The sequence below is a fragment of the Cellulomonas sp. KU4C genome (assembly GCF_056868065.1).
The window spans coordinates 317,024-340,378 of the sequence record NZ_CP200322.1 but is presented as its reverse complement, the minus strand read 5'-3'; the positions used below and the strand labels follow the sequence as shown (position 1 = coordinate 340,378).

19 protein-coding genes, 1 tRNA gene and 1 pseudogene are annotated in these 23,355 nt (G+C 77.0%); 13 read left to right on the top strand and 8 right to left on the bottom strand.

The window, feature by feature from the left end:
* Positions 1–39 precede the first annotated feature (39 nt).
* The gene (locus AC1VL8_RS01545) at positions 40–2,565 is read left to right on the top strand and encodes a helix-turn-helix transcriptional regulator (protein WP_483073849.1); all 2,526 of its coding nucleotides are present in this window, start codon (positions 40–42) and stop codon (positions 2,563–2,565) included.
* Between the two features lie 486 nt (positions 2,566–3,051).
* Here the strand turns inward: AC1VL8_RS01545 and AC1VL8_RS01540 are convergent, their stop codons facing one another.
* The gene (locus tag AC1VL8_RS01540) at positions 3,052–4,818 is read right to left on the bottom strand and encodes a thioesterase domain-containing protein (protein WP_483073848.1); all 1,767 of its coding nucleotides are present in this window, start codon (positions 4,816–4,818) and stop codon (positions 3,052–3,054) included.
* Positions 4,819–6,941: 2,123 nt separating this feature from the next.
* Here AC1VL8_RS01540 and AC1VL8_RS01535 point away from each other — a divergent pair.
* The gene (locus tag AC1VL8_RS01535; protein WP_483076169.1) at positions 6,942–7,847 is read left to right on the top strand and encodes a hypothetical protein; all 906 of its coding nucleotides are present in this window, start codon (positions 6,942–6,944) and stop codon (positions 7,845–7,847) included.
* A gap of 109 nt (positions 7,848–7,956) precedes the next feature.
* Here AC1VL8_RS01535 and AC1VL8_RS01530 read toward each other — a convergent pair whose 3' ends face one another.
* Genes AC1VL8_RS01530 through AC1VL8_RS01520 form a run of 3 tightly spaced genes read right to left on the bottom strand, consistent with a single transcriptional unit; the run spans position 7,957 to position 9,579 of the window.
* Entirely contained in the window at positions 7,957–8,265 is a 309-nt protein-coding gene (locus tag AC1VL8_RS01530) for a hypothetical protein (RefSeq protein ID WP_483073847.1), read from the bottom strand.
* Between the two features lie 46 nt (positions 8,266–8,311).
* The gene (gene mscL, locus AC1VL8_RS01525) at positions 8,312–8,854 is read right to left on the bottom strand and encodes a large conductance mechanosensitive channel protein MscL (RefSeq protein WP_483073846.1); all 543 of its coding nucleotides are present in this window, start codon (positions 8,852–8,854) and stop codon (positions 8,312–8,314) included.
* 38 nt (positions 8,855–8,892) lie between these two features.
* Complete coding sequence (locus tag AC1VL8_RS01520) at positions 8,893–9,579, bottom strand: SAF domain-containing protein (protein WP_483073845.1); 687 nt, start codon at positions 9,577–9,579, stop codon at positions 8,893–8,895.
* 100 nt (positions 9,580–9,679) lie between these two features.
* Between AC1VL8_RS01520 and AC1VL8_RS01515 the strand changes: the two genes are divergently transcribed.
* Complete coding sequence (locus AC1VL8_RS01515; protein WP_483076275.1) at positions 9,680–9,904, top strand: hypothetical protein; 225 nt, start codon at positions 9,680–9,682, stop codon at positions 9,902–9,904.
* Positions 9,905–9,966: 62 nt separating this feature from the next.
* Here AC1VL8_RS01515 and AC1VL8_RS01510 read toward each other — a convergent pair.
* Positions 9,967–10,059 (bottom strand): annotated as a pseudogene (locus AC1VL8_RS01510) (FmdB family zinc ribbon protein); the annotation flags it as partial.
* 145 nt (positions 10,060–10,204) lie between these two features.
* Entirely contained in the window at positions 10,205–10,843 is a 639-nt protein-coding gene (locus AC1VL8_RS01505) for a 5-formyltetrahydrofolate cyclo-ligase (protein ID WP_483073844.1), read from the bottom strand.
* Positions 10,844–10,993: 150 nt separating this feature from the next.
* Between AC1VL8_RS01505 and AC1VL8_RS01500 the strand changes: the two genes are divergently transcribed.
* From AC1VL8_RS01500 to AC1VL8_RS01470, 7 genes are all read left to right on the top strand, one after another.
* Positions 10,994–12,217 (top strand): molybdopterin molybdotransferase MoeA, encoded by a 1,224-nt coding sequence (locus AC1VL8_RS01500; protein WP_483073843.1) that lies wholly within the window; start codon positions 10,994–10,996, stop codon positions 12,215–12,217.
* On the top strand, positions 12,217–12,822 hold the full coding sequence (locus tag AC1VL8_RS01495) for a GNAT family N-acetyltransferase (protein ID WP_483073842.1): 606 nt from the start codon (positions 12,217–12,219) through the stop codon (positions 12,820–12,822). Before AC1VL8_RS01500 ends, AC1VL8_RS01495 begins: the two co-directional genes overlap by 1 nt.
* A gap of 168 nt (positions 12,823–12,990) precedes the next feature.
* Positions 12,991–14,115 carry a hypothetical protein gene (locus AC1VL8_RS01490; RefSeq protein WP_483073841.1) on the top strand — a complete coding sequence of 375 codons (1,125 nt, stop codon included), beginning with the start codon at positions 12,991–12,993 and terminating at the stop codon, positions 14,113–14,115.
* A 60-nt stretch (positions 14,116–14,175) separates the two neighbouring features.
* A tRNA-Ala gene (locus AC1VL8_RS01485) sits at positions 14,176–14,248 on the top strand.
* Positions 14,249–14,350: 102 nt separating this feature from the next.
* Positions 14,351–14,908 (top strand): dihydrofolate reductase family protein, encoded by a 558-nt coding sequence (locus tag AC1VL8_RS01480; protein ID WP_483076168.1) that lies wholly within the window; start codon positions 14,351–14,353, stop codon positions 14,906–14,908.
* Between the two features lie 42 nt (positions 14,909–14,950).
* Positions 14,951–15,979: a bile acid:sodium symporter family protein gene (locus tag AC1VL8_RS01475; protein WP_483073840.1), complete on the top strand. Its 1,029-nt coding sequence runs from the start codon at positions 14,951–14,953 to the stop codon at positions 15,977–15,979.
* A 167-nt stretch (positions 15,980–16,146) separates the two neighbouring features.
* Positions 16,147–17,631, top strand: a complete 1,485-nt coding sequence (locus tag AC1VL8_RS01470; RefSeq protein ID WP_483073839.1) for a family 20 glycosylhydrolase — start codon at positions 16,147–16,149, stop codon at positions 17,629–17,631.
* Positions 17,632–17,647: 16 nt separating this feature from the next.
* Here AC1VL8_RS01470 and AC1VL8_RS01465 read toward each other — a convergent pair whose 3' ends face one another.
* Positions 17,648–19,378 (bottom strand): dolichyl-phosphate-mannose--protein mannosyltransferase, encoded by a 1,731-nt coding sequence (locus AC1VL8_RS01465; RefSeq protein ID WP_483073838.1) that lies wholly within the window; start codon positions 19,376–19,378, stop codon positions 17,648–17,650.
* A gap of 179 nt (positions 19,379–19,557) precedes the next feature.
* Here AC1VL8_RS01465 and rsmI point away from each other — a divergent pair, with 179 nt between their 5' ends.
* Positions 19,558–20,418 carry a 16S rRNA (cytidine(1402)-2'-O)-methyltransferase gene (gene rsmI / locus AC1VL8_RS01460; protein WP_483073837.1) on the top strand — a complete coding sequence of 287 codons (861 nt, stop codon included), beginning with the start codon at positions 19,558–19,560 and terminating at the stop codon, positions 20,416–20,418.
* A 74-nt stretch (positions 20,419–20,492) separates the two neighbouring features.
* On the opposite strand, the gene aroD is transcribed toward rsmI, so the two are convergent.
* Positions 20,493–21,308, bottom strand: coding sequence for a type I 3-dehydroquinate dehydratase (aroD, locus tag AC1VL8_RS01455; protein WP_483073836.1), 816 nt, complete (start codon positions 21,306–21,308; stop codon positions 20,493–20,495).
* Between the two features lie 167 nt (positions 21,309–21,475).
* Between aroD and AC1VL8_RS01450 the strand changes: the two genes are divergently transcribed.
* The gene (locus tag AC1VL8_RS01450) at positions 21,476–22,132 is read left to right on the top strand and encodes a shikimate kinase (protein WP_483073835.1); all 657 of its coding nucleotides are present in this window, start codon (positions 21,476–21,478) and stop codon (positions 22,130–22,132) included.
* Between the two features lies 1 nt (position 22,133).
* Complete coding sequence (locus AC1VL8_RS01445; protein WP_483073834.1) at positions 22,134–23,327, top strand: aminotransferase class I/II-fold pyridoxal phosphate-dependent enzyme; 1,194 nt, start codon at positions 22,134–22,136, stop codon at positions 23,325–23,327.
* The last annotated feature ends 28 nt before the right edge of the window (positions 23,328–23,355 follow it).

Genomic DNA, 23,355 nt, shown 5'->3' with positions numbered 1-23,355 from the left:
GTGTGCGTGGGTTCGGGACACCAACGAGAGGGCACCGGCATGGAGGTCGAAGGATTCGCGGCGGCGGTCGGGGCGGTGCACCGCTGGCTGCCGCTGGGCCGGGACGTGCTCCTGCGGGGGGACCGGGGCTCGGGCAAGACGACCGTGCTCGAGTCGCTCCTGGCGGACGCGTCGCGACGCGGGCTGCAGGGGATGCTGCTGCGGGCCGGCGGGACCGGGCCGCTCGCCGCGCTGCTCGACCACGCGTCGGCGCCGCCCCGCACCGCGGACGAGACGGTCCTCACCGCGTGGCTCGCGCAGGAGCTGGTCGGCCGGCGCTCGCTGCTGCTCGTCGACGACGTCGACCGGATGGACGCCCGCAGCCTCGCGGTGCTGCGCCGCGTGCTCGGCCGCACCAGCTGCGTGCTGGTGGCGAGCTGCACGGCCGACCCGCTGCGCAGCCCGACCGACGCGATGCGCGAGGTGCTGGTCGAGCGCGCCCCCGCAGAGGTCCGGCTGCCGCCCCTCGGGTTCCGTGCCGTGGCGGCCCTGCTGAGCTCGCTGCTCGGCGCCCCCGCCGACACCGGCCTGACCTCGTCGGTGCTGGCCCAGACCGGGGGCAACCCCCGCGCGGTCGTGGCGCTCACCGACGCGGCCCGTGCGGCCGGCGCGCTGCGCCGGGTCGACGGGCTGTGGGCCGAGGACGGCACCCTGGTCGACGTCCCGGCGGCCCCGGTGGCGTACGTCTTCCTGTCGGACGCCCGGCCCGAGGTCGTCGAGGCGCTCGAGCTGCTGTCCGGCATCGGCCCGGTGCCCGCCGGGGTCGCCGAGCAGATCGTGGACCCCGCGGTGCTGGCCGAGCTCCTCGAGGCGGGCCGCGTGGTCAGCCACGACGTGGCGGAGTCGGACGAGATGTACGGCGTCGCGCCCCCGGTGCTCGCCCGGGTGCTGCGCGAGCGGACCAGCCCGCACCGGCGCCGCCGGCTCGCCGACCGGGTGGACGCGCGCACGGGTCCCGGCTTCGTCCCGCACCGGCCGCACCAGGACGAGCCGACCGCCGTGCTGCTGGGCGACGTGACCGCGGAGAGCGACACGTACTGGCGGTGGACGGCCGAGCTGGCGGGCCTGGTGCACGAGCGGGCGACCGTCGAGGAGTCCGCGCTCCGGTCCGCGTGGCTGCTCGCGCCGTCCCTGCGCACCGCGAACGCGTACCTGGCCCAGCTGATGCGCCGGCCCGCGACCGACCAGCTGCAGGCGGTGTTCGACGGCACCCGGCCGACGGAGCGGGACGGCGAGGACGAGCGGCTCACCTTCGCGTACTACCGCGCCCGGTGGCAGGGGTGGCGGGGCGACGCGACCGAGGACGTCGACGCGGGCCTGGGGGACGGCCCCGCGGACCCGGGTCCGCTCCTGCGTCTGCGGGACCTGAAGCAGCAGGTCCTGCGCGAGCTCGGCGAGGGCCGAAGCGCCGACGAGATCGCCGACGCCCCGCACGCCGACGTCCCGGTCCGCCTGTTCCGCGGCTGGCCCGCGGTGGTGCGCGCCGCCGCGCTGCTCGAGGGCGGGTGGCCCGAGCAGGCGGTCCGGGTGTGCGCGACGGCGGACGTCGGGGACGCGGAGCCGGAGGTCCGGCACTACCTCGCGGCGCTGCGCGGGGAGGGGCTCGCGATGTGCGGGCGGCTCGCGGAGGCCCAGGGGTGGCAGCGCCGGATGCTCGACGCCGCGTACGCGGAGGTCGACGCGCTCGGGATCCGGGTGCACGCGTGCGTCCTGGCGGAGGTGCTGTATCTCGCCGGGCAGCCCGGTGCGGCGTGGCGGGTGGTCAGCACGGCGCTGCGCCTGGGGCCCGCGGGTCCCATCGAGACGACGTTCCACCGGCGCGGCATGACCGTCGCGGCCGTGCTCCAGGCCCACGCCGGCAACGCCACGCTCGCCCGGGTCATGCTCCGCGAGCTCGACTCGACCCCGCGGACCTACCACCCGCTGGTCCGCTCGCTGCGGGTGCTCGCCCGGGTCGCGACCGTCGCCGCGGCGGGGGACGCCGAGAGCGCCGCGGGGACAGCCTGGGAGGCGGGGCTGCGCTACGCCGAGGCCGGCCTGCTCCAGCCCGCTCTGCTCACCTGGGTCGGCGGGCCCGCGGCGCTGCCGCCCTCGCGTGCCGCCGTGGTGCGGGACGTGCTCGACCGGTCGGACGTGCCGCTGCTGGAGCCGTACGTCCGCCTGCTGCTCGGCATCGCCGCGTGCGACCGCCCGGCGGTCGAGGCCGCGCTGCCGCGGACCCGCGCGCTCGTCGCCCCCGGGCTCGCGCAGCAGGCCGAGATGATCCTGGGCCTGGACGAGGCGGCGCTCGCGGCCCGGGCGCGTCGGATCCCGGAGGCCACCGGCCGGCGCGGGTCGCTCCGCGAGGAGCCGCTGTCCACCCGGGAGCGCGAGGTCGCGGTGCTCGCCCGCGACGGGCTGAGCAACCGGCAGATCGCGGACCGCCTCGGACTCAGCGTGCGGACGGTGGAGAACCACATGAGCCGCGCGCTGCGGAAGCTGGGTCTCGGGAGCCGTGGATCGCTGGGCGGGTGGGCCGAGGTGTGACCACGCAGCCGGGCGCCGCCGGTCGACCACCTAGCGCGCCGGCCGCGCCACCCAGTTCGGGCCCGGGCCACTCAGTCCGGCCCCGGCCGGAGCACTCAGGTCGACGACCGGCCCCGGCCGGCGTCTAGACATGGTGCTGCCGGCGGGGCCTGCAGCGGCTGACAGGTCCCGCCAGGCCACCACGGCCGGGTGGCGGCGGGTGATCTCGCCCACACCCCCGGGCGCGCGACCTGGGGCGACGCCCTGGGCCTGTGACCAGTCTGTGTGAGCGTTCACCCGGGAGGACGCCAGGTTGTTGACCGCTGCACCACCCCGGGGCCATAGTTCATCCCGACGGTGCGCATCGCCTGCCCCCTGCGCGGTGCGCACCGTCGACTACCTCCCGGCCGAGCAGCACCGACGGCCGCCCCGACCGCCCGTCGAGCACCGCTCCGGCCGGTCGCCCGGCACGGCGGGTTCCGCGTGATCACCCCGCTCGGCGGCGCGTCACGGTGCCCTGGCGGCCCCCGGGCGGTTAGCGTTCGACGGGTGAAGGTCCCCGCGCGCCGCCCCGCCCTCGGCAAGCCGGCCGCCTCCCCGGCGGCGGCCCCGGTCGCCCCGTCGACCCCGTCGACCCCTCCGGTCCCGTCCGCGCCGGTCGACCCCGCGTCGAGCAGGCCGGACCCCGCCGCCGTGACCCCGGGCACCGGGACGGACGGGGCACGCCCCGCCGCCGACCGGCGCCCCGGCCCGCAGGCCGACGACCCCGGTGCGGGGCAGGCCTCCGGCCCCGTGCTCGTCGAGCCGCCGTCCGCCGCCGAGCTCGTCGCCGGCGCCACCAGCACCTGGCGCGCCGCGCTGGTCGAGGCCGCCGGCGGGTCCACGCTCGCCGACGTCGAGCTGCTCGGGGACGCCGCCCTCGACCTGTCCGCCGCGCACCCGTCCGGGACCGCGCAGCTGTTTGCCGGCCGCGAGACCCGGCTGTCCAACCTCGTGCGCGAGGGCGCCGCGCTCGGCACCGCACGCCGCCGGGCCCGCGCCGTCGCCGCCCGCGCCGGGACCTACGCGCAGCAGTACGGCATCGCGCCGACCTACCTCGCGATCGGGGTGGCGTCCTGGACCGAGCCGAGCACCCCCGACGTCGCCACCGACGACGTCGCCGCCATCGCCACCGCCACCAGCGAGCACGCCGCCGGTGCGGGAGACGACGACCGGTCCGGGGAGGCCCCCGCGAGCACGCCGCGCCGCGTGCGCGCCCCCGTCCTGCTCCGCCCGGTGTCGCTGCGCGCCCGCGGCACCGCCGAGAGCGACTACGAGCTCACCCTCGAGCCGTCCCTCGAGGTCAACCCCGTGCTCGCCCGGGCGCTGCGGGCCCGCGGCGCGCTGCTCGACCCGGGCGCCGTCGCCCGGAGCGCCTTCACCGGGTCGGGGTTCGACCCGCGGGACGCGATCACCCGGCTGACCTCGCTCGGCGCCGCCGTGCTCGACGACTTCCAGCTGGTCGACCGCATCGTCGTCGGCACGTTCGTGCACCCGGGGCAGGTGCTGGTCGACGACCTCGACCGGCTCGCCCCGGCGCTCGAGCGCCACGAGGTCGTCGCCGCGCTCGCCGGGGTCCCCGAGGCCGCCGAGCGGCTCGCCGTGGCCCTGCCCGAGCCCGCCCGCGGCGACCGCGACCCCGGCACCGAGCGCGGCGTCGGCGACCTCGACCCCGCCCAGCAGCACGTCCTCGACGTGGTGGCCGGCGGGACGCACGTCTTCGTCGACGCCCCCGCGGACAGCGACGTCACCGGCACGCTCGCCGCGCTGGTCGCGGACGCCGCCGCCGGCGGCCGCACCGTGCTCTACGTCCCGGGCCACCGCCGCGCCGCCGTCGCGCTGCGCGAGCGGCTCGAGCAGCTCGGCGTCGACGAGGTGCTGCTCGACGTGGCGCCCGACGCCGCGTGGCGCCAGGCCTCCGCCCGGCGGCTCATGGGCGCGATGACGCTCGACGTCGACGCGGGCGACCCCGTCGCCGCGGGCGAGCTGCGCCGGTCCCTCGTCGAGCGGCGCGAGCGCCTGCGCGGCTACGTCGACGGCCTGCACCTCGTCCGGCAGCCCTGGGGCGCCTCCGCGTACGACGCGTTCCAGGCGCTCGCCACCCTCACCGCCCAGCGCCCCGCGCCCCGCACGACCGTCCGCCTGCCCGGCGAGGTCGCCCGGTCGCTCGACGCCGCCCGCCGCGCGACCGTGGGCGCCGAGCTGCACCGAGGCCGCCCGCGCCGGCGCGTTCACGCTGCGCCCCGTCGACACCCCCTGGTACGGCGCCGCGCTGCTGTCCGACGCCGAGGCCGCCGACGCGCTGCGCCGGGCCGAGCGGCTCGCGGGGGAGTCCGGTCTGGCCGCGGTGGAGCGCCGCGTGGCCGAGGTCGCCGAGGTCACCGGGTTCACGCCCGCGACGGCCCTCGCCGCCTGGGCCGAGCAGCTCGACGTCCTGCACGGCGTCCGCGGCGTCCTCGACGTGTTCCAGCCGCTGGTCTTCGAGCGCAACCCCGCCGACATGGTCGCCGCGACCGCGAGCAAGGCCTGGCGCGCCGAGCACGGCACCCCGATGGGCTACTGGCTGCGGCGCCGGCTGCGCAAGCAGGCCAAGGACCTGCTGCGCCCCGGCCGCCCCGTCGCGGACCTGCACGCGGCGCTGCTCGACGTGCAGCGGCAGCGCGGGATCTGGCAGGCGCACTGCCCCGCCGGCGGCTGGCCGCGGCTGCCCGAGGGGCTCGCGGAGATCGAGGCGGAGCACCGCGAGGTCCGCGACGACGTCGACGCCCTCGCGGCCGTCCTCGCCGGCACCCCGGAGGGCGGCGACCTGCTCGGCCGTCCCCTCGCGGAGGTCCGCGAGCGCGCCGGCCGCCTGGTCGCCGCGCGCGAGTCGCTGGCGGTGCTGCCCGAGCGCACCCGGCTCGTCCGGTCGTTGGTGGCCGCGGGCCTCGGCGACCTGCTCGACGACCTCGCCGACCGCCGGGTCGCCCCGGACCTGGTCGGCGCGGAGCTCGAGCTCGCCTGGTGGAGCACGGTCTTCGAGCAGATCCTCACCGCCGACCCCGCGCTCGCCGGGTACGACGGTCGCACCCTCGGCCGGCTGGCCGCGGAGTACCGCCAGCTCGACGTCGCCCACACCGCCGCGCTCGCCGGCCCGGTGCGCGCCCGCGCCGCCGCGCACGTCCGCAGCACGATGGCGCTGCACACCGAGCAGACCGAGGCGCTGTTCGCGGAGCTGGTCGAGGACCGCACCACCGGCCTGCGCGAGACCTTCGAGCGGTACCCCGACGTCGCCCGGCGGCTCCGGCCCGTGCTCGCCGCCGCACCGATGCTGGTGCCGCAGGTGCTGCCCGCCGCCCGGACCGTGGACCTCGTCGTGATCGACGCCGCCGCCCACCTGCCCGTCGAGGTCGCGCTGCCCGCGCTGGCCCGCGGCCGCCAGGTCGTCGTCGTCGGCGACCGCCGCTGCGCCTCGGGCACCGCCGTGCGCGAGCTCGCCGACGTGCTGCCGACGGTGCACCTGCGCGCCGACGCCTCCCGCCGCGACCCGTACCTGACGGCGTTCCTCGCCGCGCACGGCTACGCCGACGTCCTGTCGCCGACGCCGCTGCCCACCAGCGCCGCCGCCGTCGGCCACCACCTCGTGCCCGACGGCACCGGGATGCCTGACGGCACCGGGGCCGTGCAGAGCACCCGCGCGGACGTCGACCGGGTCGTCGAGCTCGTCATCGAGCACGCCCTGACCCACCCCGAGGAGTCGCTGGCGGTCGTCACCGCGTCGGCCCTGCACACCGCGCAGGTCCGGGAGGCCGTGCTCGCGCAGGTCCGGGACTCGCCGTCGCTGGCCGCCGCGCTCGACGGCACCCGGCCGGAGCCGTTCGTCGTCACCGACCTCACCAACGTCGCCGGCCTGCGCCGGGACGCCCTGATCCTGTCGCTCGGGTTCGGCCGGACCCCGCACGGGCGGGTGCTGCACCGGTTCGGCCCGATCAGCGGCCCCGGCGGCGACGCGCTGCTGCTCGCCGCGCTGGGCGTCACCCGGCACCGCCTGGACGTCGTGTCCTGCTTCGCGACCGCCGACATCGACCCCGAGCGGCTGCGCGGACCCGGGCCCCGGCTGCTCGCCGACCTGCTGCGGTTCGCCGAGCGCCGCGCCGCGGGGGAGACCGACCGCGCCGTGGCCCCGTTCGTCGAGGACCCGGCGCCCGCGCCCGACCCGGCCCGCGAGCTCACCGACGACACCCACGAGGCCGAGCCCGTCACGGCGCCCCTCGCCGAGGAGCGGCCCGCGGACCACGCGCCCGACCGGCTCGTCGTCGACCTCGCGGAGCGCCTGTGGCGGCACGGCCTCGTCGTCGAGCTCGACCACGGTCTGCCCGGTGGGCTGCACCTCCCGCTCGCCGTCGGCCACCCCGAGCTGCCCGGCGAGCTTCCTGGTCGCGGTCCTCACCGACGACGACGCGTACCTCACCGAGCCGTCGGTCCGCGTCCGCGACCGGCAGGTCGCCGAGCGCCTCGAGCGCCTCGGGTGGAGCGTGCTGCGGGTCTGGTCCGCCGCCGCGTTCCTCGACCCCGAGGCCGAGGTCGACCGCATCCGCCGCGCCCTGCACGCGGTCGCCGACGAGCGCCTGGCCCGCACGGCCGAGCAGCGTCGCCGCGGCCGCCTGCTGCTGCCCGAGGGGGCGCACCTCGACGGGGTCCTGCTCGACGACGACGGCACCGGGCCCGCGCCGACCCTCACCGGGTTCGCGGTGGTCCCCGGTGCCGACCTGCCCGCGGGCGGCGGCACCGGACCCGGGGAGCGCCGGGTGTCCGACGCTCCGGCGACCGGTGCGGTGCCGCTGACGGCCGTCGCGCCGGCGGACGGACCCGCGGGTGCTGCGCCCGGTGCCGTGGGTGCGGACGCCTCCCCGTCGGACCCGGGCTCCGCCGCCGGTGGCGCGCCCGCGACGGGTGCGGTCCCGGTGACGGGGGCCGCTCCGGCGACCGCCGCCGACATCCCGGGGGTGATGGAGGCCGCCGCGCCGATGACGGGTGCGGTCCGCGTCGTCCAGCCGACGCTGGCGGTGCCGGGCGGTCCGCGCCCGGACGTCCGTCCCGGTCTGCCCGTCAGCGCGTACTCCGACGACCAGCTCGACGACCTCGTCGCGTGGCTGGTGTCCGACGGCACCGAGCGCACTCCCGACGAGCTCGCCGCCGCGCTGCGCCACGAGCTCGGCATCACGCGCCGGGGCGCGCGCGTCGACTCGGTCGTCGGCGCCGCGGTCCAGCGCGCCACCCGCTGACGGCGACCCGCACGCCGGCGTCACCGAGACAGGACCTCCGGGTCGAGGTAGGGCGCTCCGCGGCCCTATCTGGGTGCGGCGGTCCCTTCTCGGCGACGTGAGGCGGGGGTCACCAGTGCGGGGGGACGTCCCGGAGCAGGCGGTCGTCGTTGGAGTCCGCCCGGTCGTCGCCCCAGCCGGCGTCGGAGTCGTCCGCGCTGCGGCCGGGGATCAGCGGGGCGTCGTCCACCACGCGCGCGGCGGGGACCCGGGTCGAGGCCGCAGGCGCCGTGGTGGGCCGGCGGGCGCCGTCGTCGCTGGGCTGGTCCGTGACGCTGGGCTGGTCCGTGGCGCTGGGCTGCTCCGCGTCGCGGTGCGGGGACGCGTCGCGGTGCGGGGACGCGTCGCGGGGCTGCGGGGCGGGGGAGGGCGTGCTCACGGGAGCCATCCTCCCACCGCCCCAACAGCCGCGGCGGGTGCGCGGGTCAGACGGAGGGCGGCGGCACGTCGGGCGTGCCGCCGGCGCCGTGCCGGCCCGTGGTGGGGGTCTGCCCGGTGTCCTGGCGCAGCGCGGGGCTGGACTGGGAGGCGAGCAGGTCGCGGATCTCCTGGAGCAGCAGGATGTCCTCGGAGGGCCGCGCGGGCTCGGCCTCGATGCCGCGCTTGCGCCGCTCGGCCAGCTTGTCGAGCGGCAGGACGATGAAGAAGTAGACCGCCGCCGCGGTGATGAGGAACTGCAGCAGCGCGTTGAGGATGAGCCCGACGCTGATCTGCGCCTCTCCGGCGGGCCCGATCTGCCAGATCGTGCTGATGTCGGGCTTGCCGAAGATCATCGCGATCAGCGGGGCGATGAAGCCCGTCTGCAGGGCGGTGACCACGCCGGTGAACGCGGCGCCGATGACGACACCGACGGCGAGCTCGATCGCGTTCCCGCGCGAGATGAAGTCCTTGAACCCCTGGAACACCCCGGCGAGGCCTCGAGCCCGGTCGGTCGCGCCCCGCAGACCCTTGTTCAGTGCATCGCTCATGTCCATGCCCCCGGTCTCGAGCTTCCGAAATGTCCGCATCATCCCACGATGACCGGTCCGAGCGCGCGCGACGCCGCCGACCCGCCGAGCAGGACCGCCTCGTCGGGTGTGACCGCGAGCAGCACGGGCCCGTCGTCCGTGGCCGACCCGGTACCCAGCAGCCCGCAGCCGGTCCCCGGTCCGCCGTCGCCGTCGTCCGTCGTCGGCGAGGGGAGGACGAGGGCACCGCGGGCCAGGCGTTCGGGGCCGGCGCCGTCGACCAGCGGCGACGCCACGACGTCGACCCGCGTCCCGGGTCGCAGGACCGCCGCGACCCCGGCGTCCGCGAAGCGCACGGGGACGACCACCGTCCCGTCCGGCGGCGCGGCGTCCTCGTCCACGAGCAGCTCCCCCGCGAGGACCAGGCCCTCGGGCACGGGGACCGCGAGCCAGCGGCCCTCGAGGTCGTCGGGGGCGAGCGGCGGACCCGTGGCGGGCGCCAGGGCGACGGGGACCCGCCGCACCACCAGATCGGCGTCGGTGAGCGGCGTCCCCGGAGCCAGGTCCCGCGCGGCGACGGTCACCGCGCGGGACGGCGGGTCGGGTGGGCGCAGGCGCTCCGTCGCCAGGACGACGGCGAGCCCGGCGCAGAGGGCGGCCAGCGGGTAGCGGGCGCGCCAGGCCAGGACGCGCAGCCGGCGCCGGGTGGGGCCGACCGTCGGGGTGGCGCGAGCAGTGAGGGGCATGGGCGCGACGCTAGGCGCGCAGCCCGCTCGGGTGCCGCTCGTCGCCAGCCGCCCTGGGGACGACGCGCGGGCTCCGCCGCTGTGGAGGACTCGCCGCCGCGTGATCGCGCGGCGGCGTCCGGCTCAGCCCGCGGCGGGCTTCGCGGCGGTGCTGCTCGACGACGACGCGGCGGGCGCCGACGGCGTGCTGCCGCCCGACGTCGAGGACGACCCGGTCGGGGACGAGCCGCTCGAGGACGTCGTGCTCGACCCCGACGTGGCCGGGGCCGCCGCCGGTGCGGCGCCGGTGGACGACGAGGTGGTCGACCGGGAGTCGTTGCGGTAGAAGCCCGAGCCCTTGAAGACGACCCCGACGGACGAGAACACCTTGCGCAGCCGGCCGCCGCAGGCGGGGCACTCGGTGAGCGCCGCGTCGCTGAACGACTGGTGGATGTCGAAGGCGTGGCCGCACTCGGTGCAGGTGTAGGCGTAGGTGGGCACTGCTGTCTCCCGCGGTGACGTGAGCTGCTGGTGGGTGGCGAGCCGGGCACCGCGGGGGCTCCGCGTCCCTGGCACTCTCCTCGTCCGAGTGCCAAGGATACGCGGCCTCCGGCTATTCCCGTCGCGCTCTACCGCCGGGCGGGCGTCAGGACCCGAGGCGCAGCCACCGCTCGGGGGTCGCCACCAGGTCGACCGTGCGGTCGTGCGGCTCGCGCGGCAGCGGGTGCACGGCGGCGTCGTAGAGCTCCTCGGCGAACACCAGGGCGATCACCGGCGTCCCCGGCCGGGCGAAGCCGAGCGCGCGGTCGTACCAGCCGCCGCCCTGGCCGAGCCGGGTGCCGGCGGTGTCGACGGCCAGCGCAGGTGCCAGGATCACGTCGGCCTCGGCGAGCGCGTCGGCGCCGAGCGCGGGGGTGGACGGCTCGGGCGGCCGGCCCGGTGCGCGCTGCCGGAGGTCGTCGCGGCCGGCGTACCGGGCCCACTCGCGCTGCAGCCCGGCGCCGAGCACCGGGAGCAGCACCTCGACCCGGCGGGCGGCGAGCGCGTCGAGCAGCGGGCCGGTGTCGGGCTCGGTCGGCCGCGCGCAGTAGGCGGCGACACAGGTCGCGCCGTCCAGCGCGGGGATCGTCCCCACCACGTCGGCGAGGGCGGCGGCGGCCTCGGCACGCCGGCGCGGGGAGCGGGCCTGCCGGGCGGCCCGCAGCAGCGCCCGGAACTCGTCCTTCACCTCGGTCGTCTCGCTGCCGTCGGACACGTGCGGGTACGGCTGGGCAGCGGCGCTCATGTGCCCCATCCTCCCCGATCCACGCGGCCCGGGGTAGGACCACCGGTCCATGTCACACCTCTGGCGGCACCGCGGGCCCCGGACCTGCTGCGCGACCGACGCGCGGCGATGCGTGCGCGCCGCCGAGCCGGCCGCGGGCAGAATGCCGCCATGAGATCCGTCCAGGACCAGCTCGCGGCGGTGCTGTCCGCGGTCGGCCCCGTCGCCCCGCTCGACGTCGTCCTCTCGGACGCCCCGGGCTGCATCCTCGCCGAGGACGTGACCGCACCGGTCGACGTGCCCCCGGCGCCCGTCGCGGCCCGGGACGGCTACGCGGTGGCGAGCGGCGACCTGCGGGGCGGCGTCCCGGGCCGGCCGCTGGTCCTGCCGGTGGCGCACGACGTGCAGGCGGGCGACCCCGAGGCGATCCGGCTCGCCCCCGGCCAGGCGGTGCGGATCGCGTCCGGCGGGCCGCTGCCGGCCGGCGCGGATGCGGTCGTCGCGGCGGAGGACACCGACCGGGGCGCGGTGCGGGTCGCGCTGCACCACGTGCCCGCGCCGGGCGAGCACGTGCGGGCCGCCGGGTCGGACGCCCGGGCGGGGTCCGTGGTGCTGGCGGCGGGGACCCGGCTCGGAGCGCGGCAGCTCGCGGTGGCCGCGGCGACCGGTCGCGGGCGGCTGCGGGTGCACCCGGCGCCGCGGGTGGTCATCGTCTCGATCGGGTCGGAGCTCGCGGAGCCGGGCGCCCCCCGGCGGGACGGCGGGGTCTACGAGTCGGCGGGTCACGCGCTCGAGGCGGCCGTGCGCGACGCGGGTGCGACCGCCGTGCGGGTCGGGGTGGTGACCGACGACCGTGCGGTGCTGAGCGAGGCGCTCGAGGACCAGCTGGTCCGTGCGGACGTCGTCGTGACCACCGGCGGGCTGTCGGAGTCCCAGCACGACACGCTGTCCGACGTGCTCGCGCCGCTGGGCACGGTCCGGTTCGACCAGGTGGCGATGGCGCCCGGGTTCCGGCACGGGTTCGGCACGGTCGGCGGTGGCTCCGGGGCGGTGCCGTTCTTCGCGCTGCCCGGGCACCCGGTGGCGGCGCAGGTGGCGTTCGAGGTGTTCGTGCGGCCGGCCCTGCGGGCGATGGCCGGGCACACGGACCTGTTCCGGCCGTCGGTGGCCGCGCGCGCGGACGTCGGCTGGCCGTCCCCGGAGGGGGTGCGGCAGTTCGTGCCCGCGGCGGTCGTCGGCTCGCCGAGCGAGGGCTACCGGGTCACCCCGGTCGGCGACCCCTCCGCCTCGTCGATCGCGGGGCTCGCGCACGCGAACGCGCTGGCCGTGGTCGGCGAGCAGGACGGCGCGGTCGTGGCGGGGCAGGTCGTCCACTGCCTCGTGCTGGAGCGCTGATGCCGCGCGGGTGGCCGGTGACGCTGGTCGACGCGCCGGTGCGGCTGCGGCCGCTGCGGCGGGCGGACGAGGTCGCGTGGATGCGGCTGCGTGCGGTGAACGCCGCGTGGCTGGAGCCGTGGGACGCGACGGCGCCGGAGGCGGTGACGGGACGGCGGCCGACGTTCGGGCAGTTCGTGCGCACGCTGGACCGGCAGGCGCGGACGGGCACGTCGCTGCCGTTCGCGATCGAGGTCGACGGCGAGCTCGTCGGCCAGCTCACCGTCTCGGGCATCACGTACGGCTCGTTGTACTCGGCGTCGATCGGCTACTGGGTGTCCGAGCACGTCGCCGGCCGCGGGGTCACGCCCACCGCCGTGGCGCTGGCGACGGACCACTGCTTCGGGACCCTCGGCCTGCACCGGGTGGAGGTCAACATCCGGCCGGAGAACGGGCCGTCGCTGCGGGTCGTCGAGAAGCTCGGGTTCCGCGACGAGGGGCTGCGGGAGCGCTACCTGCACATCCAGGGTCGGTGGTGCGACCACCGGACGTTCGCCCTGACCGCCGAGGAGGTCCCCGGCGGGCTGCTGGACCGCTGGCACGCGGCCCGGTCCCGCGGCGTCTGAGGGCTGCGCCGCAGGTCGGAGCACGCGGGGGCTCCCCGACGGTCCGTCCGTGTGGGAGGCTGAGCGCGGCCCACCTGAATCACATCCGTGTGATTTCACTCGGGTGTGCCGCTCGACACGCCGCGACGGGTCCGGGGGCACCGGCCGCACCGCACCTACCGTCGTGGAGTGTACGAATTCGCCGGCCCGGCCACCCTCGTGGTGGTCGGCCTGTGGATCGCGTACCTGGTGCCGCACAAGCTGCGGCACCGGCAGCAGCTGCTCGAGTCGCGGACCGACGACCGGTTCTCCGACGCGTTGCGCGTGCTCGCCGTGACCGGCCCGGACGGGTCGCGACGGCGGAGGCGGGTCGACGTGAACCGGGGGATCCGGACGGACTGCGGCCCGGTGGACAAGCGGGTCGGGCTGCTCACCCCGGGAACCGGGAACCGGATCGCTCGAACGGACAGGGGGGCCACGGACGTGGACCGACCGCACGGGACCCAGGACAGGGTCGGCGCCGACGCCACCCGCCGCGCCGCGCAGCTGCACGCCGCGCACGCCGCCGCCTCGGCACGTCGCGGGGCCGCCGCGCGTCGCCGGGGCGCGCTCGCCGCCGGCCTCGCGGTGCTCTCCGTCGTCGGCTGGGTCGTCGTCGGCGTGACCGCGCTCGGGATCGTCGCCGGCGTCGTGCCGACCGTGCTGCTCGCGGGCGTGCTCGGCCTGGGCCGTCGCGCCGTGCTGCAGGGCCAGGCCGCCGAGGTCGAGTGGGAGCGCCGGATCGCCGAGGCGACCGCGCCGCTGCGCGAGCGGGCCGCGCGTCCGGGACGCCAGGGTGCCGCGGGTCGCGCCGTCCGGCCCTCGATCGACGACACGCAGGCGATCACGCGCGTCCGCGCGGACCTCCCGGCGCGCACGTCCGCCCGCCTGCGGGACGGCGGCCGCGAGGGCGACACCTGGTCGCCGGTCGCGGTGCCGGCCCCCACCTACACGACCAAGGCGCCCGCGCCCCGGCGCGACCCCGTGCCGCTCGGCGAGGTCGAGGGGTCGACGCTGGGCGCGCCCGCCCGGCGCTCCGTCGCGGACCGTGACGAGGCCGCCGCGACGACGGCCCCCGCGGCGTCGTCCGCGATCCCCGAGGACGCCCGGCCCACGACCGCCCCGGCTCCGACCCCGGCCGCCCCCGAGGCGGCCCCGGCGCCCGTCGCCGAGGCCACCGCGACCGCGACCGCGACCGCGCCCGTCGCGCCGGAGACGACGGGGTCGATCGACCTCGACGCGGTGCTCGCCCGCCGTCGTGCCGCCGGCGAGTAGGGCCGCGCGGGCGGTGTCGTGACCACCCCTCGACGGGTGCTAGGCTGATCACCGCTTCAAGGGGCTGTGGCGCAGTTGGTAGCGCGTCTCGTTCGCAATGAGAAGGTCAGGGGTTCGATTCCCCTCAGCTCCACCCCGCACGTCGAAGGCCCGGGACCGGACGGTCCCGGGCCTTCGTCATGCACGCCGGAGGGCGTCCCGGGGCGGTGTCGGTGGTCGGGTGCACGATGACGTCATGCGGATGATCTACAACACGGCGACGTCGCTCAGTGGGTACATCGCGGACGAGGACAGCTCGCTCGCCTGGTTGTTCGCGGTCGACGCGGAGCAGGTGCCCGACCACGACGCCTTCCTCGCCGGCATCGGGGTGCTGATCTCCGGGTCGACGACCTACGAGTGGGTGCTGCGGGAGGAGGACCTCGTCGCGCACCCGGAGAAGTGGCCCGCGTACTACGGCGACCGCCCCTACTACGTCTTCACCACCCGGGACCTGCCGGTGCCCGCGGGCGCCGACGTGCGGTTCGTGCGGGGCGACGTCCGGGAAGCGCTGCCGACCATCCGGGAAGCCGCGGGAGATCGCGACGCGTGGGTCGTCGGGGGCGGGGACCTCGCGGGGCAGCTGCTCGACGTGGGCGCCCTCGACGAGGTGCAGCTCAGCGTGGCGCCCGCTGCGCTGACCGGCGGGGCGCCCGTGCTGCCGCGCCGCGTCGGCCCCGACCGGCTGCGGCTCCGGGACGTGCAGCGCTACGGGCAGTTCGCGCACCTGGTGTACGACGTGCTGCCCGTGGGCTGAGCACCGGACGGGCCGCGCCGGCCCCGGTGGCAGAATGACCCGGTGCCTGACGCGTCCGCCTCCCGACCCGGCGGGTGGACCCGGGCCCGCACCGCCGTGACCACCTGGGTCGACCCGCTGGTCGTGATGATCGTCGCGGTGTTCGTGCTGGGGCTGCTCGCGCCGGCCGGTGGCGGGTTCGCCGCGGCGCTGGACCACGTGACCACCGCCGCGGTCGTCCTGCTGTTCTTCCTCTACGGGGCGCGGATGGCGACCCGGGAGATCTGGGACGGCCTGCGCAACCTCCGCCTCCAGGGCGGGATGCTCGCCTCCACGTACCTGGTGTTCCCCGTGCTCGGGCTCGCGGTGCAGCTGCTGCCCGGTTCGGTGCTGCCGGAGGACCTGCAGACCGGCCTGCTCTACCTGTCCCTGCTGCCCTCGACCATCCAGTCGTCGGTGGTCTTCACCTCGATCGCGCGCGGCAACGTCGCCGGGGCGATCACCGGGGCGACGGTGTCGAACGTGCTCGGCATCGTGCTCACCCCGCTGCTGGTCGGCGTGCTGATGTCCCGCGCGGGCGGGCCGGTGGGAGGCTCCGCCGGGGCGACGCTGCTGCAGCTGCTGCTGCCGTTCGTGCTCGGGCAGGTCGCCCAGCCGTTCATCGGCGACTGGGTCCGCTCCCGGAAGTGGCTCACCCGGACCACCGACCGCAGCACGATCCTGCTGGTCGCGTACACGTCCGTCTCCGAGGCGGCGCGCTCGGGGGTCTGGGACGGGTTGACCGTCGGCGTGCTCGCGGTGCTCGTCGGGGTCTGCGTGGTGCTGCTCGCCGCGATGCTGTCCCTCACCTGGTCCGGGGGGCGCCTGCTCCGGCTCAGCCGCGGCGACCGGATCGCGCTGCTGATGTGCGGGTCGAAGAAGAGCCTCGCCACGGGTCTGCCGATGGCGTCGGTGCTGTTCGGCCCCGTCGCGGCGGCCGGTGTCGCGCTGCCCGTGATCGTGTTCCACCAGCTGCAGCTCGCCGCGTGCGCGGTGCTCGCCCGCCGCCTCGCGGCCACCGACCCGGACGCCGTTCCCGCCCCGGTGCGCTGAGCACCGGCGGCTCCGGTCGGGCCGCCGCGGATCACGCCGGTCTCCGCCGAACCGGACGAATCGGATCCGCGAGTCGCTGCCACAGGCGCTGGTGACAGGGCACACTGAGCAGCGGGGGGCCGGAGCGCGCTGCGCCCCGGACGTGCCCCGCTGCCGGAAGGACCGTCGTGCCCGCTCCGTCCACCCCCCTGCGTCTCGTGCCGGCACCGCGGCTGGTCGAGGAGCGCGCGGGGGCCCCGTTCGTCGTCACGGCGTCCACCACGGTGACCGTGGGCACCAGCCCGGTGGAGGTCTCGCTCGGCGTGCTCGCCGCCGAGGCGCTGAGCCGGGTGTCCGGCACGACGGTGGAGGTCCGGTACCGCGACGTCGCCGAGCCGACGCAGCCCGGGGACGTCGCCCTGCGCGTCGACGGGTCGATGGCCGCGGAGGCGTACCGCCTGGACGTGGTGACCGACCTGGTCGAGGTCGTCGCCGGGTCGCCGGACGGGCTGATGTGCGGGCTGGCGACGCTGCACCAGGTGCTGCGCCCGCACGAGGGCACGTTCGCGGCGTGGCCGGTGCACGTGGACGACGAGCCCGTGCACGCGTGGCGCGGGCTGTCGGTCGACGTGGCGCGGCACTTCTTCGGGCCCGACGACCTGCGGGTGGTCGTGCAGCTGATGTCCGCGTACAAGATGAACGTGCTGCACCTGCACCTCTCGGACGACCAAGGCTGGCGCCTCGACCTGCCGTCGCGGCCCGAGCTGGCGGCGCGGTCCGGCGGCACCGCGGTCGACGGGGACCCGGGTGGCTGGTTCACGACCGAGGAGTTCTCGGCGCTGGTCGCGTACGCGCAGGCCCGCGGGGTGCGGGTGGTCCCCGAGATCGACGTGCCGGGCCACGTCAACGCGGCGCTGCACGCGTACGGCGAGCCCACCCCGTCGGGGGAGCCCACCGAGGCGTACACGGGCATCGAGGTCGGGTTCAGCCGGCTGCACGCGGACCTGCCGGCGACCGAGCCGTTCCTGCGCGACGTGTTCGGCGACGTGGCCGCGGTGACGCCCGGGGAGTACGTGCACATCGGCGGCGACGAGGTCCTGACGATGGAGCGCGAGGAGTACGCGCGCCTGGTCGCGATGGCGAGCGACGCGGTGCGGGCGGCTGGCAAGCAGGTCGTCGGCTGGCAGGAGATCGCCACGACCCCGCTCGAGCCCGGCACGGTCGTGCAGTACTGGGACACCCGGATGGACCCGGCGCCGCTGGTCGCGGCGGCGAAGGCGGGCGCCCGGCTGCTGATGTCCCCGGGCTCGCGGGCGTACCTCGACATGAAGTACGACGCGGACACCGCGCTCGGCCTCGAGTGGGCCGGGCACATCGAGCTGCGGGACGCCTACGAGTGGGAGCCCACGACGCTGGTGCCCGGGCTGCCGGAGGGCTCGGTGATCGGGGTCGAGGCGACCGTGTGGACCGAGACCCTGCGCAGCATCGACGACCTGATGACGATGCTGCTGCCGCGCCTCGCGGCGGTCGCCGAGGTCGCGTGGACCCCGAGGGAGCGGCGGGACTGGGACGACTTCGCCGCGCGCGTCGCGGGGCACGGGCCCTACTGGGACGCCGAGGGCCTCGCCTGGTACCCCAGCCCGCAGGTCGACTGGCACGTCGACCTCGGCTGACGCCCCCGTCCGGGGGTCAGATCCAGGACGGCGACCACATGTGCAGGTGCCAGACGTCGTAGGGCACGACCCACGCGGTCCAGATCGGGTAGAAGAACGCGCTCACCGCCACGACGACCACCACGACCGCGGTCGCGACGACGATGCCCCGGCGGCGCTGCACCGGGTCGCGGCTCTGCACGAGCAGCGCGAGCACCAGCACCAGCGCGAGCACGACCCACGGCGTGAACGCGATCGAGTAGAACGTGAAGATCGTCCGGTGGGCGTACGCGAACCAGGGCAGCCAGCCGGCGACGACGCCCGACAGCACCGCCCCCGCGCGCCAGTCGCGCCGCACCAGGAGCCACACCACCGCGAACAGCAGCGACGCGGCCCCGAGCCACCACAGCACCGGGTTGCCGAGCGAGGTGATCGCCTGGGAGCAGGCGTCCGACCCGCACGCCTGCTGGGCGGCCTCGCCGGTCAGCGTCGAGACCGACTTCGGGTAGTAGAACGACGTGGGCCGCCACTGCACGATCCAGCCGAGCGGGTGCGCCTGGTAGGCGTGCTCGGAGGTGAGCGTCGTGTGGAAGTGCCACATCTGCTGGTGGTAGTGCCACAGCGACCGCAGGGCCGGCGGCAGCCACCCGACGCCCTCGCCCGGGTGCTCGACCGCCCACTGACGCTGGTACGCCCCCGGGTGCGTGAACCACGACCACCACGACGCGAGGTAGGTGAGCGCGGCCGTCCCGACGACGACCACACCGGCCGGGACCGCGTCCTTCACCAGCGCGGCCAGCGCCCAGGACCGCACGCCGACGGACCGTCGGGCCGTCGCGTCCCAGGCCACGGACAGCAGCCCGAACACCGCGATGAAGTACAGCCCCGACCACTTGGTCCCGACGCACAGCCCGAGCAGCACCGCCGCCGCGAACCGCCACCACCGCCAGCCCAGTCCGGGCCCGAGGTCGAGCGCCGCCCCGGAGTCCAGCACCGCGGCGGTCCTGGCCGCGAGGCGTCGACGCGCCTGGTCGCGGTCCAGCAGCAGGGCGCCGAACGCGGCGAGGGCGAACACCATGACGAAGTTGTCCAGCAGGCCCGTGCGCGAGTGCACGATCGCCTCGCCGTCCACGGCCATCAGCAGGCCCGCGACGGTGCCCAGCGCCGTCGAGGCGAACAGCCGCCGCCCGATCCGCGCCACCATCAGCACCGCGAGCGTGCCCGCGACCGCCGAGGCGAGCCGCCAGGCCGTCGACGACTCGAACCCCCCGCCGAGCTGCATGCCCAGCGCGATCAGCAGCTTCCCGACCGGCGGGTGCACCACGTACTCGGGGGCCAGGCGCAGCGCGGAGTCGTCGCCGGCGACGAACAGGTCGTTCGCGCCCTCGGCCCACTGGCCCTCGTACCCCTGCACGAGCAGCGAGTACGCCTGCTTGACGTAGTAGGTCTCGTCGAACACGAGCTCGTGGGGGCGGCCGAGCTGCCAGAACCGCAGCGCGCCGCCCAGCAGCGTCACGGCGAGCGGCCACAGCCAGCCCGTGACCCGCGCACGGCGGGTGGCGCCGAGCAGCAGGGTGCGCGCACCGAGGAGGTGGACCAGCAGGCGGTCGTGGGTGGACAGGCCGGGGTCGTCCGCGCGGTCCGGGTCGGGGGAGTCGGGGACGGTCAGCGCGGCAGCCTCGCCAGGAGCGTGCGCCGCGTGCGCGCCGCTGCCGACGTCGCGCACCCCGGGCTCGGCGGTCGGATCGGGCTGCGGCACGCCCGCCATCGTAGGCGCGCCGCCTGCGCGTCCCCTCCCACCCGCCCCTCCCGGAGCACGAGGGGTCACGACACGCTGGACGCGAGAGGCGCGCGCTCGCGTGTCGTGACCGCTCGTCGGCGCGGGGCAGGTGGGACGGGGGAGGGGGTTGCGCGGGGCAGGGGGCGGGGAGGTGGCAGGGTGGGCGCGTGAACTCCTCCTCTTCTTCCGGCAGCGGGCGGCTCGTCCTGGCGGCGACCCCGATCGGCGACGTCGAGGACGCCTCGCCCCGGCTGCGGCGGCTGATCGCCGAGGCGGACGTGGTCGCGGCGGAGGACACGCGGCGGCTGCGGGCGCTCGCGGCCCGGATGGGCGTCACGATCGGCGGGCGCGTCATCAGCCACCACGAGCACAACGAGGCGGCGAGCACGCCGGAGCTGCTGGCGGTCGTCGCGGGCGGCGGCACGGTGCTGGTCGTGACGGACGCGGGGATGCCCGCGGTGTCCGACCCGGGGTTCCGGGTGGTGTCCGCGGCGGTCGAGGCGGGCCTGGACGTCACCGCGGCCCCCGGCCCGAGCGCGGTGCTGACCGCGCTCGCCCTGTCCGGGCTGCCGACGGACCGGTTCTGCTTCGAGGGCTTCCCGCCCCGCAAGCCCGGCGAGCGGCTGCGCAGCCTGACCGCGCTGGACCGCGAGCCCCGGACGATGGTGTTCTTCGAGGCGCCGCACCGGCTGGCGCAGACGCTCGCGGACATGGCGACCGCGTTCGGCGCGGACCGGCCGGCGGCGGTCTGCCGCGAGCTCACGAAGACCTACGAGGAGGTCGTGCGCGACGGCCTCGGGGCGCTCGCCGCGTGGGCCGCGGCGGGGGAGGTCCGCGGGGAGATCGCCGTGGTGGTCGCCGGGGCGCCCGCGCGGGAGGTCGCGTCGACGGCCGAGCTGGTCGCCGAGGTGCTGGCCCGGGTCGACGCCGGGGAGCGGCTCAAGGAGGCCGTCGCGGAGATCGCGCAGGTCGCGGGGGTCCCGAAGCGGGAGCTCTACGCCGCCGCGCTGGCGGCCCGCGCCCGCTGAGCAGCCGGAGGTGCGGCGCGCCCGCCCCCGCGGACCCGCCGCACCTCGTGGGGTCGCCCTCGGGCGCGGCGCGCTCAGGCCCCGTGCACCAGGTCCAGCGCCGCGCGCAGCGCCTCGACCTCGACCTGCCCGGGGGCGGACGCGCGCCCGACCATGCCGAACGTCGCCGCCGACCCGAACACCCCGCCGGCGATCCGCGAGGCCACGCCCGTGCCGGCCATCGACATGGTGATGAGCGGGCGACCGGTGCGCTGCGACGTCTCCCAGGTGGCGGCGAGCAGGGTGAGCACGTCGCCCGGGTCCTGCGGCATGACGGCGATCTTCAGCACGTCCGCGCCGCGGTCGGCCATGAGCAGCAGCCGGCGGACGATCTCCTCGCGCGCGGGGGTCGCGTCGAAGTCGTGGTTCGACGCGACGACCGCGACGCCGGCCTCGTGCGCGAGGTCGACCAGCGCGCGCACGCACGCCTCGCCGCGCATCACCTCGACGTCCAGCAGGTCCACGGCACCCGTCGCCAGGACGGCGCGGTACCCGGCCGCGTAGGCGTCGTCGGTGACGTCGGCGAGCCCGCCCTCGGCGGTGGTGCGGGTGGTGGCGAGCAGCGGCAGGTCGCCGAGCGCGGTGCGCAGGGCCCGCGCGGCGGTCGCGGCGGCCTCGGGTGTCGCCGAGCCGGCGTCCAGGTGGTCGATCCGCCACTCGACGACGTCGGGGCCGGCCGCGACGACCGCCGCGGCCTGGGTGCGGAGCTCGTCGACGGTCGCGCCCGTGAGCGGGACGATCACCTTGGGTCGGCCGGAGCCGATCGTGGTGCCGCGGACCGTCACCGGGGACGCCGCGGACGCGGCGGACGCGGCGGCCCCGGGCGTCGGGGTGTCGTCGGTCGTGCTCATGGTCCTCCTTGGTGGGGCGGGCCCGGCGGTGCGGGACGGCGGTCGTCCCCGAGGAGCATCATCGCCGACCCCGCACCTGCGCGGGCCGCCGCGCGTCCGACGTCGTCCGCGGCCCGGTCCGACCGGCGGCGCGTGTCCCGGTGTTGGTAGCGTCCGGACCGGTTCCCGTGTCCCGCACCCGGAAGGCCCCGATGTCGACCCGCCCCGCACCGCCGTCCTCCGCGCACGGCCTGTCGTCGCGCGCCTCGGGCCGGCCGGCGCCCGGGAGCGGCCCGCTCGCCGTCCTGTGCGGCCCGATGGGCGCGGGCAAGACCTCGGTGGGGCACGCGCTCGGCCGGCGCTGGGGCGTCGAGCTGCGGGACACCGACCAGGACGTGGAGCAGCGCGCGGGCGCCCCGATCCCCGACATCTTCCGGAACCAGGGCGAGGACGCGTTCCGCCGGCTGGAGCACGAGGCCGTCGCCGCGGCGCTCGCCGAGCACCGCGGGGTCCTCGCGCTCGGCGGGGGCGCCGTGCTGCGGGCCGACACCCAGGCCGAGCTGGCCGACTACGTCGCCGGGGGCGGCGTCGTGGTGTTCCTGGACGTGAGCATCGCGTACGCCGCGCCGCGCGTGGGCCTGGACGAGTCGCGCCCCCTGCTGATGGGCGACCCGCGGCAGCGGTGGATCGACATCATGCGCGAGCGGCGCGAGACCTACGAGTCCGTGGCGACGATGCGCACGCTCACCGACGGCATGACCGCGGGCGAGGTCGCCCGCGAGATCGAGCGGCGCCTGCGCGTCGCCGCGCGCGGCGAGCGGCACCCGCACCGGCACGCGCACTAGCGTGTCGACATGGAGTTCCGCCGCATCCCCGGCCTGCCGCCGTACGTGTTCACGATCATCGACACGCTCAAGGTCGAGGCGCGCCGCGCCGGCCGCGACGTCGTCGACCTCGGGTTCGGGAACCCCGACCTGCCGAGCCCGCAGATCGCCGTCGACAAGCTCGCCGAGGCGGCGCAGAACACCCGCAACCACCGGTACTCCGCGTCGCGGGGCATCCCCAAGCTTCCGGCAGGCGGTCGCCGACCACTACCTGCGCCGGTTCGGGGTGACGCTGGACCCCGAGACGCAGGTCATCTCGACCATCGGCGCCAAGGAGGGGTTCAGCCACCTCATGTGGGTGCTGCTCCAGCCCGGTGACGCGGCGATCGTGCCGACGCCGTCGTACCCGATCCACATCTGGGGCCCGTACTTCGCGGGGGCGGACGCGCGGCAGGTGCCCATCGGCGACGGCACCGACGGCGCCGGGTACGTGGACCGCGTGATGGAGGCGTGGGACCTGGGCTGGCCGAAGCCCCGGGTCGTGGTGCTGTCGTTCCCGCACAACCCGACGACCACGACCATCGAGCTGCACGACCTGCAGCGGCTCGTGGACTGGGCCCGGGAGCGGGACGTGGTGCTCGTGCACGACCTGGCCTACGCGGACATGTGCTTCGACGGGTGGACGCCGCCGTCGATCATGCAGTGCACCGGGGCGACGGAGGTCGCGGTCGAGCTGTACTCGATGACCAAGTCGTACTCGATGGCGGGCTGGCGGGTGGCGTTCCTGGTCGGCCGCCCGGACGTGGTCGGCGCGCTCGCCAAGCTCAAGTCCTACCTGGACTACGGGACGTTCCAGCCGATCCAGATCGCCGCGACGGTGACGCTGAACGAGGCCCAGGACTACCCCGCCGAGCTCAGCGCCGTCTACGAGAGCCGGCGCAACGCGCTCGTCGACGGCCTCGCCCGGATCGGGTGGGACATCCTGCGCCCGCGCGGCACGATGTTCGCCTGGGCGCGGATCCCCGAGCCCTACCGCGAGATGGGCTCGATCGAGTTCGCCGAGATGCTGGTGCGGGACTGCGACGTCGCGGTCTCGCCGGGCGTCGGGTTCGGGCCCGGGGGCGACGGCCACGTGCGGTTCGCGCTCATCGAGAACGAGCAGCGGATCGCCCAGGCCGTGCGGGGGCTGCGCAAGGGGCTGACCCGGCTCGCCTGAGCGGGGCCGGGCCACGCGGGACCGGGGG